16 protein-coding genes are annotated in these 16778 nt (G+C 49.8%); 6 read left to right on the forward strand and 10 right to left on the reverse strand.

Going from position 1 to position 16778, the window contains the following annotated elements:
• Positions 1-23 precede the first annotated feature (23 nt).
• The 5 genes from Q4526_RS13410 to adk form a co-directional block, all read right to left on the reverse strand.
• On the reverse strand, positions 24-1157 hold the full coding sequence (locus Q4526_RS13410) for a DUF3524 domain-containing protein (protein WP_215977588.1): 1134 nt from the start codon (positions 1155-1157) through the stop codon (positions 24-26).
• A gap of 2 nt (positions 1158-1159) precedes the next feature.
• A complete protein-coding gene (locus tag Q4526_RS13415) occupies positions 1160-2476 on the reverse strand; it encodes a M18 family aminopeptidase (protein WP_215977589.1) in 1317 nt (438 codons plus the stop codon).
• A gap of 21 nt (positions 2477-2497) precedes the next feature.
• On the reverse strand, positions 2498-3193 hold the full coding sequence (gene tsaB / locus Q4526_RS13420) for a tRNA (adenosine(37)-N6)-threonylcarbamoyltransferase complex dimerization subunit type 1 TsaB (protein WP_303609659.1): 696 nt from the start codon (positions 3191-3193) through the stop codon (positions 2498-2500).
• 158 nt (positions 3194-3351) lie between these two features.
• Positions 3352-4047 carry a hypothetical protein gene (locus tag Q4526_RS13425; protein ID WP_215977591.1) on the reverse strand — a complete coding sequence of 232 codons (696 nt, stop codon included), beginning with the start codon at positions 4045-4047 and terminating at the stop codon, positions 3352-3354.
• A gap of 207 nt (positions 4048-4254) precedes the next feature.
• A complete protein-coding gene (gene adk / locus Q4526_RS13430; protein WP_215977592.1) occupies positions 4255-4911 on the reverse strand; it encodes an adenylate kinase in 657 nt (218 codons plus the stop codon).
• 204 nt (positions 4912-5115) lie between these two features.
• On the opposite strand from adk, the gene Q4526_RS13435 reads away from it, so the two are divergent.
• Positions 5116-5457 (forward strand): type 1 pili tip component, encoded by a 342-nt coding sequence (locus Q4526_RS13435; protein ID WP_215977593.1) that lies wholly within the window; start codon positions 5116-5118, stop codon positions 5455-5457.
• On the opposite strand, the gene Q4526_RS13440 is transcribed toward Q4526_RS13435, so the two are convergent.
• From Q4526_RS13440 to Q4526_RS13450, 3 genes are all read right to left on the reverse strand, one after another.
• Positions 5454-5987: a shikimate kinase gene (locus Q4526_RS13440; protein WP_303609660.1), complete on the reverse strand. Its 534-nt coding sequence runs from the start codon at positions 5985-5987 to the stop codon at positions 5454-5456. The two genes, Q4526_RS13435 and Q4526_RS13440, sit on opposite strands and share 4 nt — an antisense overlap.
• A 34-nt stretch (positions 5988-6021) precedes the next feature.
• Positions 6022-7665: a methyl-accepting chemotaxis protein gene (locus Q4526_RS13445; RefSeq protein WP_215977594.1), complete on the reverse strand. Its 1644-nt coding sequence runs from the start codon at positions 7663-7665 to the stop codon at positions 6022-6024.
• 134 nt (positions 7666-7799) lie between these two features.
• Positions 7800-9515 carry a potassium/proton antiporter gene (locus Q4526_RS13450; RefSeq protein WP_215977595.1) on the reverse strand — a complete coding sequence of 572 codons (1716 nt, stop codon included), beginning with the start codon at positions 9513-9515 and terminating at the stop codon, positions 7800-7802.
• A gap of 90 nt (positions 9516-9605) precedes the next feature.
• Here Q4526_RS13450 and Q4526_RS13455 point away from each other — a divergent pair, with 90 nt between their 5' ends.
• Genes Q4526_RS13455 through Q4526_RS13465 form a run of 3 tightly spaced genes read left to right on the forward strand, consistent with a single transcriptional unit; the run spans position 9606 to position 12999 of the window.
• On the forward strand, positions 9606-11627 hold the full coding sequence (locus tag Q4526_RS13455; protein ID WP_215977596.1) for a VacB/RNase II family 3'-5' exoribonuclease: 2022 nt from the start codon (positions 9606-9608) through the stop codon (positions 11625-11627).
• 30 nt (positions 11628-11657) lie between these two features.
• Positions 11658-12125: an EVE domain-containing protein gene (locus tag Q4526_RS13460; RefSeq protein ID WP_215977597.1), complete on the forward strand. Its 468-nt coding sequence runs from the start codon at positions 11658-11660 to the stop codon at positions 12123-12125.
• 37 nt (positions 12126-12162) lie between these two features.
• Positions 12163-12999, forward strand: coding sequence for a S1 RNA-binding domain-containing protein (locus Q4526_RS13465; protein ID WP_215977598.1), 837 nt, complete (start codon positions 12163-12165; stop codon positions 12997-12999).
• Here Q4526_RS13465 and Q4526_RS13470 read toward each other — a convergent pair.
• Both Q4526_RS13470 and Q4526_RS13475 read right to left on the reverse strand, forming a co-directional pair.
• Entirely contained in the window at positions 12986-13576 is a 591-nt protein-coding gene (locus tag Q4526_RS13470) for a YceI family protein (RefSeq protein WP_303609661.1), read from the reverse strand. The two genes, Q4526_RS13465 and Q4526_RS13470, sit on opposite strands and share 14 nt — an antisense overlap.
• Positions 13577-13714: 138 nt before the next feature.
• Positions 13715-14620, reverse strand: a complete 906-nt coding sequence (locus tag Q4526_RS13475) for a LysR family transcriptional regulator (protein WP_215977599.1) — start codon at positions 14618-14620, stop codon at positions 13715-13717.
• Positions 14621-14724: 104 nt separating this feature from the next.
• Between Q4526_RS13475 and Q4526_RS13480 the strand changes: the two genes are divergently transcribed.
• Both Q4526_RS13480 and Q4526_RS13485 read left to right on the forward strand, forming a co-directional pair.
• On the forward strand, positions 14725-15585 hold the full coding sequence (locus tag Q4526_RS13480) for a pirin family protein (protein WP_215977600.1): 861 nt from the start codon (positions 14725-14727) through the stop codon (positions 15583-15585).
• Between the two features lie 158 nt (positions 15586-15743).
• Positions 15744-16658 (forward strand): pirin family protein, encoded by a 915-nt coding sequence (locus Q4526_RS13485; RefSeq protein WP_215977601.1) that lies wholly within the window; start codon positions 15744-15746, stop codon positions 16656-16658.
• Positions 16659-16778: the final 120 nt, after the last annotated feature.

Genomic DNA, 16778 nt, shown 5'->3' on the forward strand with positions numbered 1-16778 from the left:
TGTAGCGGTGAGACGAGCTTATATCAGGTGTAAAACTGCTCTATTGTTCCAGTGAGTAACTGGCGATACCCCTGCGCTAGATATCCCCAGCTTAGATGAGAAAGGTCGGGGGCATCTGCCAGCCTACCGCTGACATACTCATTAAGCCTGGCCCTTAGTTGGTCCGCCAAGGTTTGACTATCGCGCTCTAAATTACCCGTTACCGGATAACAAAAGTCTTCCCCTAGTATTTCTGGATACACTTGATGCCTCGGCAATAACGGACTACACCCTAAAGCTACAGCCTCTAATACCGATAGGCCCTGAAAATCGTGATCGGCTGTCGAAAGGACAATGTCGGATTGTTGCAAAATATTCATGTATTGTTTATGACTTTCTATATACCCTAACTCTCCCAAGCAATGATAAGACTCTAACAGCGATTTTATCTTGTCGAAAACCGCAGGTTTTTGGCGAAACTGCTGGCCGATTAAATGCAATTGGAACGCTGGATGGGGATTATCATCACTCAATAAATGTTGCAGAGCCCGATACAAAAGTTCAGGGTTTTTGTCGTATTCCCACCGATGATTCCAAACGATTTTTGCAGGCATCGAAAGTGCCGTTTTTTTTGACTTAACACACTGGTTAAACAAATTATTTTCCAAGGGCACAGGCAATACCTGACTTTTTGCTCGGACGGATTCCACTAACGTAAGGTCAACTCCGTCGGGTAGCTTTTTTAACAACTTGTGAGCACCGGCCAAAAACCCTTGGCGATTGAATTCAGAATTAAACACGACGCGATCAGCACAAATGCTGCTATAGAGAGTGACTATCTGCGGTTCAATGGAGGAGTGCTGCTGGTGATTGGTAGGATAATCAAACTGATTTTCATGACAGTATAAAATGGTGGGTAATTTTGCCAACTTCGGCACCATGCCGCGCAGGCTCGATAAATCCACCATCGAGGTACAAATCAACAAATCATATTCAGCCTCTAGGGCAGCCGTTTTCAAGCTAGCAAAAGTCAGACTACTGCCGCGTATACGCCAACTAAAAAAGCGCGGGGCCAAGGCTAACTGGGTAAACTCACACTCGGGCAGATACTCCGCCAGTGCCTGCCGCCAACGTTTATGACTGGCGGCATCGTAACCGGAGAGCAATAAAACCCGCATTGTTAATCCAGTTTACCCGGGGCTGCCACTTGCTTAAAATATAACGTCGCCACTTGCGATAAAGCGTAAGCATCCTCCGCCCCGGCCAACTCCCGAATAGAATGCATGGCAAAGGTTGGCACGCCGATATCCAGTGTTTTCACACCCACCTCAGCTGAGGTGATGGGGCCAATAGTACTGCCGCATTCCATATCGGAGCGCGACACAAAACTCTGCACGGGTACATCAACCTGCTTACAGAGCAACTTGAATAGCGCCGCGGTTTCACTGGTCGTGGCGTAGCGCTGATTAGCATTTACTTTGATAACCGGCCCAGCGTTTAACAGCGGACCGTGACCTGAATCGTGCTTGTCTTGATAGTTGGGGTGCAAGCCGTGTGCGTTATCCGCCGACAGCATCAGAGAGATATCCAAGGTGCGCAGCCTTAACTCCGTATCGGGAATAACTCGCTGTAAAAAGTGCTCCAACATCGGGCCTTTGGCGCCACAGGCAGAGGCGCTGCCCACTTCCTCGTGATCGGTACACACCAGCAGGCACGACTCCGATGAATCCGACTGCAACAGTGCTTCAAGCCCAACATAACAGCTGAGCAAATTATCCAGGCGGGCGCTGGCAATAAATTCTTCTTTAAAACCAACAACCGCTGGCGCCTGTGTGTCGTAGAGCGACAACTCAAAATCGAGAATGCTTTCTACTTTGAGAGCGGGGTACTGCTGATTTATTTGACTAGTCAACAGCTCGTGCCACGACTTAGGCTTTTTTTCGGCCAACATCAATATGGGCAGCATTTCTTTTTGTGGATTGACGGTTTTATTACGATTGGCCTCTCGATCCAGATGTATGGCAATACTGGGTAAACAGGCGATGGGCCGGTCAAAATTAACCAAACAGCTGGCCGGCAGAGCCGAATCGCCTTTATAAGTTACCCGGCCCGCAATCGACAGGTCGCGATCAAACCAAGTGTTAAGTAACACTCCGCCATAGGTTTCAACCGCCAACTGCGAATAGCCGGCATTGACGCTATAAGCATTAGGTTTGAGCTTTAAACACGGGCTGTCGGTATGTGCCCCAAACATACGAATACCACTTTGCTCCAGTGGCGATTCTCCGTACTTAAAAGCAATAATCGACGAGTCGTTGCGGGTAACAAAGTATCCCTGCCCCTTTTGCAACGACCAAGAGTCATTTTCTTTTAAGGCGATAAAACCCGCCTCGCTTAAGCGCCTGGCAATGTTCTGCGTTGCGTGGAACGCCGTGGGCGATGCCGCCAAAAAATCGATCAGTCGTTGATTAAAGTGCTGCACTTCGGTTTTTTGCATGGCAGATATCTCTATATTGAATTAGGTGCGGATTCTTTCGCGCTTTTTCCAGGTTACAGTATCGCGAATATAATTGGGCTCCACGGCCATTACATCCTGAGTTTGACCACGGCCCCAGGCACTAACGGCCAGTTTCGCAACAGCGGATGCTCGCGGCCCAATTGTGGCATTAAAGTCGCTTACATACGCCGCCATGGTATCCACTGTAAAGCCCTGCCCTACCCCTATGGATTGATCCCGGTTAAACCCGGCTGGCAGTGACACGCTTGCCGGGGCAGACACTGCCGGAGGCGATTGGATAGCCAGAGCTGACTGCGAAGGATCAAACTGAAACACCGCGTAATACACCTCCCCCATTCGCGCATCCAGAGCACTTAAAACGCTCTGCTCTGGGGCAGCTTCACAGGTGGTCAGTGCTTGGGCCTGCAGAGTACAAACGGGAATAACCGGAATATTACTCGCAAAGGCCAGCCCCTGCACAATCCCCATGCCGATACGGATACCGGTAAAGGAACCCGGGCCTGCGGAAAAGGCAATGGCGTCAAGATCAGACAAGGCCACACCGTGTTCGGTCAGCATCGCATGAACCATCGGCAGAACACGCTTGGTATGGCTTTTAGCGGCCATTTCAAATGTTTCTACACACTCGCCAGTAGGGAGCATTAAGGCAACGGAGCAGGCTTCGGATGAGGTATCGAGGGCAAGAATTGTAGGCATAGGATAACTACTGGCTGGACAAAACAACATTTTGCCAGATACAGCGGTTCCGACCAAGAGCCATGATGAATATATTAGACCAGTGTCGAGAGCGACTCAGCCGGTACAAAATACAACAACCCCGGCTTAGACCGGGGTTGCGAGTGACATAATGGCAATTATGATTTTGAGGCTGAACGTGTCGAGCGCGCTTTGGCTTTGCGCTTTGTGCCAGATTTACGACTGGCCGCTTTAGCCTTGGCCGCTTCTTTTTTCTCAATAGCGCGAACCTTGGCCCTAGCTTTCTTTTCCGCCGCTTTTGCTTTGGCATCCAGCTTTTTAGCCGCTGCAGTCACTTTTTTAGCATCGGCACTGGCTCGCACTCGCTTCCATTTGGCCTCAAAGGCCGCCTTAGCTTTGTCTAAATCAGATGCCGCTGCATGAGTAAGCTTTTCTTGTAGCGCACTGATTTTCTCTTTGCTGGCGTCTTCCACAGCTTTAACTGCCGCGTAAGCCTTGGCTTTAGCCAAAGCTGATTTTTGTTCAGCCAATTTAGCACGAAGATTTTTAGCTTTATCCGAGGCTTTACTGGCAGCATTCGCTGCTGACTTAGCCGCGCGTGCATCAACCGCTTTTTTGCTTTTAGCCGCTTTGGCTTTTGCCGCTCGAGCTTTTTTACGAGCAGCCGCTAATGTTTTGACCTGCTCATTAACCAGGGACTGTGTTTTATCAACAGCGATTTGTGCCTTGGCAACACGCGGATCAACTGGCGTACTCGCAGTGCGTTTTGAAGCCTTATGTTTAGTGGATGGTCGTGCAACGGATTTTCGTTTGGCAACCGCCTTTCGCGGTGTTTTTTTTGCAACTTTAGCCATAACTTCTCTCCTTAACTCTTTTTAATTCATGCGCCTTAATTGTTTACATGCACTAGGTAAGTAGCACAGTGTCAATATATTTAATAAATACTCAACTTGCACGTTTTTAAGACAAATTAAACATTAATTCTACAATTTTTTTAAAAAATGATAAAAAAAACATAAAAAAAAGGCCCCGTAGGGCCTTTTAACGAAATCTGTTGTCGATTATTTATGTAGAACGGCAAAAAGCTGTTCACGAATTTTATCAACACTGCCAACACCCGCAACTTTGGTAAACTTCGCAGCGTTTGCACCACCTTGCTCCTCCAAAGCTTGATAAAACTCAACCAACGGTTTGGTTTGCTCGTGATAAACTGCCAGGCGTTTGCGCACGGTTTCTTCCTGATCGTCTTCACGTTGAACTAGCTTATCACCGGTTTCGTCGTCAAGCCCGGCAGTTTGTGGCGGATTGTGCTCGACATGATAAACACGCCCAGAGGCTTCATGTACACGGCGACCACTCAAACGACTGACAATTTCTTCATCGGCCACATCAATTTCAATAACATGGTCAATATCAACACCAGCTTCCTGCATTGCTTGCGCTTGCGGGATAGTGCGCGGGAATCCATCAAATAAGAAGCCCTTGGCGCAATCGTCCGCGGTGATACGCTCTTTCACTAATGCGATAATTAAATCATCGGGCACTAAGCCGCCCGCGGCCATAATGTCTTTAGCCTTCAGTCCGAGAGGCGTACCGGCTTTAACTGCGGCACGTAACATGTCTCCAGTGGAAATTTGGGGAATACCAAACTCATCCATAATCATTTTTGCCTGAGTGCCTTTACCCGCACCCGGCGCCCCCAATAAGATAACCTTCATCGCCACTCTCTCCTCACGTATTAACCCCGGTGGTTCCGGTTGGCGCTAAAAAGCGCTGCTTGCAAAAAGCGGTTACAATACACGCGTACCTCCACAATCACAAGGTACCCGCTCATTTTGACGGTATCCTTTTGATTTTAAAATACTTTTTGCTATGGTTAGAGATAAACAAGCTTACATTTACGCACCAAAGAGGCTATCTAAATGGACAAGAAACCTTGTGAACTGCTAGCACACTGGGAAAAAAGCGCAAAAGGACAGCTGACTCAGAATCAATATGCCGTTCGATTACCCATCATCGAAGCGGCCAAGTTAGAGGCTCTGGCACAGATGTACCCTAGATTGACTGTGGAGCAGTTAATCAGTGACTTACTGTCGGCGGCGCTGCACGAGGTGGAGGAATCAATGCCTTATGTGAAAGGCTCTGAGGTGGTTGCTAAGGACGAGTTTGGCGATGAAGTCTACGCCGATGAAGGCCTGACCCCAAAGTTCCAGCAACTCAGTCAGAATAAGTTGCAAGAGCTTAAAGAGCCCCAATCCGACTAGGCGTCAACCTCGGCGTATTGTTCGGCCTCGTGAAAAATAATTTCGCGCACGATCTCTATCGGGGTTTTATCTAAGCACTGAATCGTGATATCGGCTGCGGCTTGATACAGTGGCACACGCTCTTGATAAACCTCGGCAAATGTCTGCCCATTGGGACGGGCAATGCCTCGGGTATTCATGTTGTGGATGCGCGGTTCAAGTGACGCCAAGGGCAGATCCAGAAAAATAATCTGCCCGGACTTTGCCAAATGCTCCATAGCCTCAGCACCATATATTGCACTGCCGCCAGTTGAGACAACATGCCCATCAACCTCCAACGTGAGAATGGTGGCCTCTTCCAACTCTCTCAGGTGTTGATAGCCATTCTCTAGCACGATGTCATGCAAGGTTTTCTGTGTATGAGTTTGTATCAATAAATCAGTATCGATAAATTCCTTGGCCAACTCTTTGGCTAAGAGCACACCCACTGTACTTTTCCCTACACCGGGCATGCCGATCAAAACAATGCTCTTATCTCGTGTACCGCTCACGATATCTCCTAGCCTTTGTGGAAGTTAATATTGCTTATACCTTAAAACTTCCTACCAGTTCACGCAAATCATCAGATAACTGATTGAGATTACGGCTGGCCTCGGCCGTTTTGCCAGAACCTTCGGAGGTATCCAGGGCTAGCTGGTTAATCTCCACTAAATTTTTATCAATTTCCGCTGTAACAGAACTTTGCTCTTCTGCCGCGGTAGCAATCTGAATGGCCATATTGGTGATAGAGCCCACTGCGTCATTAATATTAGCCAGTGACTCTCCCCCTTCATTGGCGGCCTGTACTGCCTCACCGGTCATATCATTGGACAAATTCATTGCCTCCACAGCACTTTGCACCCCGTTTTGCAGTTGCACCAGCATTTGTTGAATATCTTCCGTGGACTGTTGAGTTCTACTGGCGAGTGTCCGCACCTCATCGGCTACTACCGCGAAGCCACGACCTTGTTCACCCGCCCGTGCAGCTTCAATGGCGGCATTGAGAGCCAATAGGTTGGTTTGCTCGGCCACACCTTTGATCACGTCAATCACAGAGTTAACGTTTTTAGCCTCTTCATCAAGGCGCGTCATTACCTGAGCGGTGTCATTAATGCGATTAGAAAGCTCTTGTACGCGGTCCACTGCAACTCGTATACGCTCTTGGCCATTGCTGGTGACTTCGGCGGCATTTTTAGAACTGTCAGCAGTATCATTGGTATTTTGAGCCACTTCTTGAATCGCCACGGTCAATTCATTCACTGCCGCAACCACCATAGTAATAGCCTGAACTTGTTCATCGGCTGCTTGTTGACTTTGCGCGGATACGGCCTGCATGTCGTTGGCAGACAACGCGACGTCTTCTGTGGTGGAGCGTATTCGGCCGATTAAGTTTTGCAGCTTTTCCATAAAGCGATTGACGTGCCCCGAAAGCTCACCCAGCTCATCGCGGCTATCCACATCGATACGAATAGTCAGGTCGCCATCGCCCTCGGCAATATTTTGAATACGATCCCCGATGGCCTTAATGGGCCGAATGACCATAATAGGTAACAAAATAGCAGCCAAAATAGCGACCAAGGTGCACACAATAGCAATGGTCATCAATTGACCTGTTATCGAATTGGCCTCATTGTTAATTCGCTCTTGAAACTCACTTACGTGTTGCAGGCGTCGCTCCCCCACCACATCCATAAAAGTGCGCACAGCATCAAATAACTCATAACTTCTTTCGAAGCCCTCAAGCTCAATACCGTCTACCGCATTAGGGTCACCATAGGCAGCTTGATCGACTAGGTTCGAACTATATTGATACCAAGCATCATATAAACCTAAAAACTGTCGTTTCTCGTCATCGGTCGCGCTATTGGAAATGGACAGCGATTGCAAAAATCGCTGCTTTGCCTGCTCGGCATTATCTTTGTGTTCTGCCTTTAAGGCGCTCACCCCGACATCGACCACACCGCTGACAAAGATAGTGCGCTCGGCTGTTAATGCCTGATACAAATCCCGGTCGGCCTGCAAAATCAGTTGGATTTCCTGTAAGTTGATGTCGGCTATGGTATCGGCGTTATCGGCCAGAGTGCGGGAGGAGAAAATCGAGTAGATACTGGAGTATAAAAACAACAAAACCAATATCATAAGGGGGAGAGAGAGCTTCCAGCGAAAGCTCATATTGTTATACCAACTCATTGCGGCCAAGCCTCACTAAAGTCATTATGTTTTTAAATCAGTGTAGTACACCAATCAGCGGTTATCCTTACTACCGCCGTTCTTATACTATCGGCCCAGCTGATTAAATCTTGAGTGTTGGTTCGTCCCTGTTCTTAATGATGCAGCTTTAAACTCACTTTGGTGACTTTCGCATCTTGCATATTGAGCACAATAAATTCCACATGGCCTAAATCCACCCGGTCCCCTACCACGGGCTTCTTATAACGGCTGTAAATATAGCGACCGATGCTCCAATTGGCCATATGCTCAGGCACCTCAAACCCATAAACCTCGCTTAAATCCCGTAACTTGGCCCGTGGAGACACCACAAACTCACCAAAGAAGGCTTGTGCCGTTAAGCGATCTGGCTCTGGCTCACCGACTAACCATTTATCCAACCCTGGTAGGGCCACCACTGCTGCCAGAAGATACACATGATCACCCACGGCTAGCTGACAGCCTTCTAGCTCTCTAACCGGCTCGCTGTCGCGTAATACGCAAATGACCTGAGCATCAAGATTAGTGGGTAATCGGTCCAAGCCGGAACGAATGGCAGGTGAATCTTCCAAAAGCTTGTAACCGACAAACTCATAATCAGCTTGACCAGGCACACCAAGCTCAACCCTTTGCACTCGTGAGCTACTGGTGGGCACCTCGACTTTTAACCAACGGGCCAGCGGCGCTACCGTCCAGCCCTGTAAGACCAGCGAGACAATCACGATAAAAAAAGCGATATTGAAAAAGAATGGCCAGTGTTCCAGCCCCGCCACCCAGGGAAACATTGCCAGCACGATAGGAACTGCTCCGCGCAGCCCCACCCAGGAGATAAATAAGCTTTCACGCCAGGAAAACTGGAAGGGAATAAGCGAAACGGTCACTGCAATAGGACGCGCTACTAGAATCAGTAACAACCCGATAAGAAACCCGCTGGGGGCATAACTGATCAGCTCGGATGGCGTCACTAACAAACCGAGCATTAAAAACAGACTGATTTGAGCCAGCCAGGCGATACCATCGTGAAAGCGCTGAATATTGTAAAGCCCACGGGACACACGATTACCCACCATAAGGCCGGCCATGTAGACGGCCAAAAAGCCACTGGACTGAACAACCGCAGCTAAGCCGAAGATCGACAGCCCGCCAAATAGAGCCAATAGAGGATACAAACCGGGGCTTAATTCAAGCTTTGTAACGCCCCAGGCCAGTACGCGCCCACCAACAATACCTACTAAAGCACCAACCCCCATCTGCCAAAAGAAGGTTAGCCCCATAGCCCAATCCAGCCCTGTGCCCCCCATGCGAATGAATTCGACCATGGTAATGGTCAAAAAAATCGCCATAGGGTCATTTAAACCCGATTCTATCTCTAGTGTGGCTCCAACACGGGCCTTCAAGGCCAATCCCTGCATATTGAGCACGGAAAATACCGCCGCCGCATCGGTTGAGCCGACAATCGCACCGACCAGCATACCCTCGGCCCACGACAAATCCAAAAGCCAAGCAACCAGAGCACCACAAATACCGGCGGTTATCACAACCCCCACAGAGGCCAAGACCAGCGCCGGGCGTAGACCCACACGAAAATTGTGGATATCCGTCCTCAAGCCACCATCGAACAGAATCACCGCCAGCGCCAAAGTACCCAGAAACAGCGCTGACTGGACATCATCGTAAGCTATACCGCCTAGGCCCTCTTCACCGCCCAGCATGCCGACCAGTAAAAACACCAACAACAGAGGCATCCCCACTCGGGGCGATAGCGCGCTGGCCAAAATGCTGATCAGAAAAAGAACAGCGCCTAGTAATATCAATTGATTTAGTAAATCCATGGCGCAATGATACTATAGCCAACACGAAAAGCGGCAATTCCTGTTATCATGTCTCTTTATTGAACCCGCCCAATCAACAAGTAGTGATTCATGCTCAGCAAAGATGCCCTCTCGCAACTGACCCAATTAAAAACCTCTATCGTCTCGGAAAAAGAATTTGCAGAAGGGGTGATAAGAGCCACCTCCAAGCGCTTTGGCTTTGTACGCCTTGACGACGGCCGGGATGCCTTTGTCGATCCCGAGCAGATGCTGCGAGTACTGCCGGGCGACCGGGTCAAGGTCAGCCTAACCGAAAACAATAAAAAACAACTAGAAGCTACGCTGGAAACTTTGCTCAGCACCTCACTTAAACAATTTGTGGGTCGCTATGTGCGCAAAGGCGCCGCTCACTTTGTCGAGCCCGACCTCCCCCCCTTTACTCGCTGGCTTTTTATTCCACCTCAAAATAGAACCAATTGCGCTGAAGGGGACTTGGTGCAGTGCGAAGTCATACGCCACCCATTTAAATACGATGGCAAAGGCCAAATTAAAGTTACCGAACGTATCGGCAGACCCGAAGAAGCGGGTATTGAAGGCCGCTATGTTGCCGCTAAATATCAATTGACCAGCGAATGGGACGACACGGCAGGAGAGCAGGCGCAGCGCATTTCTCACTCAATTGATGATCAAGCATTAGCCACCTTAGCGCGCGAGGATCTCACCGAAATACCTTTCGTGACAATAGACTCGGAATTTACGCGCGATATGGACGACGCCCTGCACTGCGTGGCAAACGATACCGGCTGGGTGCTAACCACTGCCATCGCCGACCCCGGCAGCGTAATTGACTACGGCAGCGAGCTGGAACTGAGCGCTCGCCAGCGGGCCTCGACTCTGTACCTATTGGGTCACCCGATCACCATGCTGCCTTCGGAATTATCCCACGAGACTTTTTCTCTTGTTCCCGAGGCTGTTCGGCCCGTATTAGTGTGCACACAGCACATCGACCAAGACGGAAAAATAACCGACTTCGAATTTAAATTTGCCAAAATCAAATCTCACCACAAATTAAATTATCAGGGTGTTACCGATCTACTAGAAGGGCAAGACAGTGAAGACCTTCAGCAGGCACTGCCGGACCCTGTAATCGCTAGTTTACAAGCACTAAACCAAGTGGCCGCTGCCCGCTTCAATTATCGCCAACAACACGGATTGGTGATGGAGGATCGGGCCGACTTTCAATACTATTTAAATGATCGTAAAAAAATAGAACGCATTGAAAAACGTCAGCGCAATATGGCGCAAAAACTCGTTGAAGAAGCCATGCTTGCCACCAATATCTGTGCCGGCAAGTTGTTTAGTGAAACGCCCAATACAGGCCTATTTTCCACCCACATCGGCTTTCGTCCCGAACGAGTCGCCGAGGTTAATCAGCTGATAGCCAATGAATTGCCCGAACTAGCGGACAAAGACTTTAGCGAACTTGAACACTTTCGCACACTGTTTCGAGCTCTGCGCCAGCCGGATACCAGCGATCAAACTAAAGCACGCCTAAACTCTCTTTTGCAGCGTATGCAGCAAGCTGGAAGTTTAAGTCTTGAAAATAAAGGCCACTTTGGATTGGGCTTTGAGCACTACGCCACCGTCACATCGCCCATTCGACGCTACCAAGACCTATACAACCATTACGCACTCAAAGCATTACTCAACAAAACGCCCGCCCCAAGTGCCACCAGCGATAGCGTAGAAAGCATACAAGATACTCTCACTCGCGGCCGCCAAGCCACGCGCATGCTGGAGTCTTGGCTGCTCTGTCAGTACATGTCCGACAAAGTAGGCACTGTGCACTTTGGTACTATTGTTGGGGTAAGCGGCCGCGGCATTAATGTAAAACTCGATGATATTGGGCTCGATGGCTTTGTTTCTTTATCGGAAAAAGGCAAGCCTAAACCCAAGTTTGACAGTGGCAGACTGACGCTTACCACCCCGACGGCTGAATTCTTCCTCGATGACAGCGTCTGTGTAAAAGTTAAAAGCGTTGATACCGGTGCGCGCCGAATGGAGCTTGAGCTGGTAGACAAAGAAACGGCCGAAAGACTGAAAGCTTTTGATACCACAGACGATAAGCGTTAAATTGACTGTACAGACCACCCGATAAAGTTTATGCCCTACTGGCTATTTAAATCAGAACCCGATTGTTACGGCATACAACACTTAGCCGCTGAGCCCCGGCAAACCACGCGCTGGGATGGCATTCGCAATTATCAGGCGCGCAATCTATTGCGCGACCAAATTGCCGAGGACGACACCGTACTGTTTTATCACAGCCGCTGCAAAGCAATGGGTATTGTGGGCACCGCCAAGGTTGTCTCGGGGGCTTACCCAGACCCATTACAATTTGACTCCAGCAGTTTGTACTTTGACGGAAAATCTTGTCTTGAAACACCGCGCTGGTTTAGCGTTGATATTCAACTGCAAGAAGTGTTTGCACAAGTCATCAGCATGCAAACCATCAAACACATCCAAGCACTGGATAACATGGTACTGCGCAAACAGAGCCGCCTGTCCGTACAACCGGTGACAGAGCAAGAGTTCAAAATCCTAATACAACTAAAAAACTCGATGCATTAATGTATCGGACTAACAGCTGCTAACAACGGTATACCCCATGGCACAAATCGGACAATACAATCAGCTACCCATCGTAAAATTCGTTGATTTCGGAGCTTATCTGGATGCCGGCGAACTGGGACAAATTTTATTGCCTAAACGCTACGTCACCGAAGCCATGGCGCTGGGCCAGAGTGTCGATGTATTTATCCACCTAGACAGCCAAGATATTTTAGTGGCGACCACGTTAAAACCCGTGGTCACCGTCGGCCAAACAGCTCTATTGCGAGTGGTTGATATAAACGATGCAGGGGCCTTTTTGGACTGGGGTCTGCCCAAACACTTACTAGTGCCCTACAACGAACAGCACAAACGTTTTGAAGTGGATCGTTCCTACGTAGTCACACTCTACCTCGACCCCTACTCAGATCGAATTGTGGGCTCCTCGAAACTGAATCGCCACTTAATAGAAAGCACGCAAGACTTAGACGTCGGCCAACCGGTAGAGCTGCTGATTTGTGGCCGGAGTGATATGGGTTTTAAAGCGGTGATTAATGATCGCTATCTCGGACTTGTATTTCGTGACGACGCTTTTAAACCGTTACACTATGGCGAGAAAACTAAAGGCTATATTAAAGCTATTCGCCAAGACGGAAAAATCGACCTTAGCCTGCAACCACCGGGGGATAAAGGTCGCGACCGATTGCAGCAAAAAATTCTCGACCACTTAAACAGTCACGACGGCCAATCACCGCTAGGAGATCGCGCCAACCCCGACGAAATCTATAAAACTTTTAACGTCAGTAAAGGCGCTTACAAAAAAGCACTGGGGGCATTGTATAAGCAGCGATTAATTACTATTGGCCCGGAAGGCATCAAACTTACTGGCGAATAAATTCGGCGTAAACCTCGATGCTGACCTCATCCCCCACCGCGGGAATAAACCGATTCATACCAAAGTCTGAGCGCAGGAACACTAACTGCGCCTCAAAGCCGAGGGTGTAATCACCCGTTAACCGATTCGTAGTGGCGCCATTGATATTAACGATTAAGACACACGGCTGAGTCACCCCGCGAAAGGCCAGATCACCATTAAACTTCAGTTGCCGACCGTCCACCTCGGCGCGACCGCGAGACTCAAACCGCGCGCTTGGATAATCTTCCACGCACAACCAATCGCACCCCATTAAGGTATCGGCGAAGTCGGGGCGATTAATGTCCAGTGACCCCATCTCGACATCAGCCACAATGGTACTGGCAGCGGGGTCAGACTCATTAAAATCTAACGCCGCCCGGCTTTGGTTAAAGCGCCCAACAAAAGACGAAACACCTAAGTGATTCACTTTAAACAATACCCGGGTATGGTTTGGGTCAAGCTGGTATTCACCCGCCTTTAAAGTATCGAGTTCTGTGTAGACCTTACCCGACAACAACTGACCGCAAGCGGCCAAAAGCGCGCTTGCGAGCAGCAAAACCAAGCCCCCTATTAGTCGCCGCGCTGAAGTAGGCCCACAACAGCAATCGACAATTTTTTTATTCAGTATCCTCACTTGGTCACTCCTTTTATGCTGATCAATGTGCAAAGAACATCAATACAAGAAAAATCTGCGCTACTGTTCATCAAAGCTTGAATAACGATCTGCCAAAAAATCTATCAAGGTCCGTACCGATGGCAGCAAGCCGCGGCGAGAAGGAAACACCACATGAATAACTTCCCGTGGAGCACGCCAGCCGTCGAGCAGTTTAATCAAGCTACCCTCATTAATTTGCTGCGTGACCATCAAGGTCGGCAGTTGCACCACGCCGACACCGGCTAAAGCAGCATTGCGAAGCGCGAGCATATCGGTCGTGACAAATCTCGGCTTAAACGGCACCTCAATCATCTGACTGTTCGGCGAGTGCCAGCGCCAGACAAACGAGTATTGAGGCTGGCCCAGCCCCAAACTTGGCCACGCAGACAGGTCCGTTAAGTGGCTCGGTTGGCCGTGGCTTGCGACCAACCCCGGACTCGCCACCAAGCTCAAACTGCGCTCAGACAGCACCCGCATCACAAGGTCACTGTCTTCAATCGGCGGCGGTCGCACGCGTATTGCGACATCGACTCCCTCGGCGATCAAGTCCACCCGCCGGTTAGAAGCCTCAAGTTGAATATTTACCTGCGGATACTGGCGCATAAAATCGGCCAACATACAGCCAACATGGGCGTGCAATAGCGCGATCGGGCACGTCAGGCGAATAGTCCCTCTGGGTTCGGATTTTAACGAGTCAATCACCTCCTGCGCCGATTCCGCCTCCACCAACATCGCCTTGCAGTGCTGGATGTAGGTCTGCCCTACCTCGGTTAATTGAAAGCTGCGAGTGGAGCGGTAGATCAATTTGGTGTCTAACCGCTCCTCCAGCGCTGCTATACGGCGGCTCAGCTTAGATTTAGGAATGCACAACGCCCGGCTCGCCGGTGCAAAACCACCATATTCCACCGCTTTAACAAAATAATAGAGGTCATTCAGGTCTTGCATACCTATCGTTCCATTTATGCAACAGTGAGACTCATTTTAGCAGTCTAGCGCATTACTGCTCTCTCTATATCATTAATACCCATAAACGACGACAGGAGAATCCTATGAAATCAATCGCCAGTATTATTAAAGCCCCTAGCAGCCACTGGGTAGGTAATGGTTTTCCGGTGCGCTCGCTGTTTTCTTATCACAATCAAGGCAGCCAGATGAGCCCGTTTCTACTGCTGGATTACGCCGGTCCGATGCTGTTTCCGGCCGACGGTCAAAAGCGTGGCGTGGGCGAGCACCCACACCGAGGTTTTGAAACGGTGACCATCGTTTATCAAGGTGAAGTGGAGCATCGCGACTCCACTGGACAAGGCGGTATTATTGGCCCCGGTGACGTACAGTGGATGACCGCCGGTGCTGGCATCCTGCATGAAGAATTCCACTCCAATGCCTTTAGCCAGAAGGGCGGTAACCTGCAAATGGTGCAACTTTGGGTCAATTTGCCTCAAAAACACAAAATGACCCAACCGGGCTATCAGAGCATTACCAAGGCGGATATCCCAACCGTCGAGCTGGCGAACAATGCGGGCCAACTTCGCCCCATCGCCGGTCAGTTTGAAGGGCATCAAGGCCCTGCCGATACCTTCAGCCAGATGCAGGTGTGGGACTTACAACTGAATGCGGGAGGGAAAGCGCTGCTCGACTTACCCGATGGCTGGACCACGGCTGTGGTGATTCTGCAGGGCGAAGTGAGCGTCAATGGCTCCGAACCACTCAGCGAGGGAAGCCTGGTGTCACTCGAGCGCAAAGAGACCGAGGTCACTCTACATGCCTCGCAAAACAGCTTGGTACTGCTGCTGAGCGGCGAGCCCATTAATGAGCCTATCGTGGGGCACGGCCCTTTTGTGATGAATACCAAGCAAGAAATCTTGCAGGCGTTTGACGACTTACAGCGCGGTCAATTTGGGAGCCTTTAGTGTAGGTTGACGACATCAACCTCGGCGGCTTTGCAGTAACTTTCTTTGCCTGTGAAGCAGCCTAAATAGAGCATACTTAACCGGATCAATAAAGGCTAAGGCAGAACCTAACGGGCATCTAACACTAAAGGGGTGCCCTTTTTTAACAGGAGTTAATTATGAGTAACCTCGCATCCGAACTGGTTCAAGATTGCAGCGTTATCAGCGGCTGCAGCGCGTTAAAACTGGTGCTTAAACCCAAAGACAAAGATCTGGGTGGGTTTTGCGTGCGCCGCACCCTACCTACCACGGAGTGCCGCAGTGTTGGCCCGTGGGTATTTTTCGATCATATGGGGCCCGCTCATTTTAAAAAAGACCAGGGAATCGATGTTCGGCCGCACCCTCATATCGGTTTGGCTACGGTCACCTATCTCTTTACCGGTGAAATGCTACATCGTGATTCGCTGGGTACCGAGGCGCGGGTATTACCCGGTGACATTAACTTGATGGTGGCAGGTCGCGGCATTGTGCACTCAGAGCGCCAGCGAGCAGAAATTAAAGCCGGACCTCATGATATCCACGGCCTGCAGCTTTGGCTCGCCCTGCCCACGGAGCTAGAGCAGAGCGAACCGGGGTTCTTCCACTACGACCAAATAGACATTCCCACCGTACAACAGAACGGCGTACCGGTGCGGGTTATGATGGGCAGCGCCTACGGCGTCACCTCGCCGGTAAAAACCCTCTCGGAAACCTTGTACATTGAGGCGCGTCTAAAAACCGGCCAAAGCCTTGAACTGCCCGCCGCAGATGAGAAAGCCTTGTATGTGGTCGAAGGCGAGCTGACTCTTAAAGACACTACTTTAGAAGAGCATAGCATGGCGATATTCGACGCTGAGGCGGGCATCACCGTGACGGCTAATCGCGATACCACCCTCGTGGTCGTGGGCGGCGCGTCGGTTGGCAAACGCTACATGGAGTGGAACTTTGTTGCCAGTAACAAAGCACTAATAGAACAAGCAAAATTAGACTGGCAGGCTGGAAGCTTCCCCAAAGTGCCAGGCGACGAAGAGCAGTTTATTCCACTGCCGGAATAACTAAAAACAACTAAACCGGGCTTTGGCAAATTTCAAAGCCCGGCTGTTTATCAGCGACAACCGTATAGTCCGCATTTTCCCTACCAGCGCTCCACCACTTCCGTGCGATGGCAATAGTAA

Origin of the sequence: Gilvimarinus sp. 2_MG-2023 (assembly GCF_030547685.1) — a bacterium.
Taxonomy (GTDB): Bacteria; Pseudomonadota; Gammaproteobacteria; order Pseudomonadales; family Cellvibrionaceae; genus Gilvimarinus.

What these genes read in the sequence shown, in the direction of transcription:
- Q4526_RS13465 (WP_215977598.1), top strand. Translation starts at nt 12,163, where the DNA reads ATGGCACAAATCGGACAATACAATCAGCTACCCATCGTAAAATTCGTT.
- Q4526_RS13435 (WP_215977593.1), top strand. Translation starts at nt 5,116, where the DNA reads ATGGACAAGAAACCTTGTGAACTGCTAGCACACTGGGAAAAAAGCGCA.
- Q4526_RS13480 (WP_215977600.1), top strand. Translation starts at nt 14,725, where the DNA reads ATGAAATCAATCGCCAGTATTATTAAAGCCCCTAGCAGCCACTGGGTA.
- Q4526_RS13415 (WP_215977589.1), bottom strand. Translation starts at nt 2,476, where the DNA reads ATGCAAAAAACCGAAGTGCAGCACTTTAATCAACGACTGATCGATTTT.
- Q4526_RS13460 (WP_215977597.1), top strand. Translation starts at nt 11,658, where the DNA reads ATGCCCTACTGGCTATTTAAATCAGAACCCGATTGTTACGGCATACAA.
- Q4526_RS13450 (WP_215977595.1), bottom strand. Translation starts at nt 9,515, where the DNA reads ATGGATTTACTAAATCAATTGATATTACTAGGCGCTGTTCTTTTTCTG.
- Q4526_RS13410 (WP_215977588.1), bottom strand. Translation starts at nt 1,157, where the DNA reads ATGCGGGTTTTATTGCTCTCCGGTTACGATGCCGCCAGTCATAAACGT.
- Q4526_RS13485 (WP_215977601.1), top strand. Translation starts at nt 15,744, where the DNA reads ATGAGTAACCTCGCATCCGAACTGGTTCAAGATTGCAGCGTTATCAGC.
- Q4526_RS13475 (WP_215977599.1), bottom strand. Translation starts at nt 14,620, where the DNA reads ATGCAAGACCTGAATGACCTCTATTATTTTGTTAAAGCGGTGGAATAT.
- Q4526_RS13425 (WP_215977591.1), bottom strand. Translation starts at nt 4,047, where the DNA reads ATGGCTAAAGTTGCAAAAAAAACACCGCGAAAGGCGGTTGCCAAACGA.
- Q4526_RS13455 (WP_215977596.1), top strand. Translation starts at nt 9,606, where the DNA reads ATGCTCAGCAAAGATGCCCTCTCGCAACTGACCCAATTAAAAACCTCT.
- adk (WP_215977592.1), bottom strand. Translation starts at nt 4,911, where the DNA reads ATGAAGGTTATCTTATTGGGGGCGCCGGGTGCGGGTAAAGGCACTCAG.
- tsaB (WP_303609659.1), bottom strand. Translation starts at nt 3,193, where the DNA reads ATGCCTACAATTCTTGCCCTCGATACCTCATCCGAAGCCTGCTCCGTT.
- Q4526_RS13445 (WP_215977594.1), bottom strand. Translation starts at nt 7,665, where the DNA reads ATGAGTTGGTATAACAATATGAGCTTTCGCTGGAAGCTCTCTCTCCCC.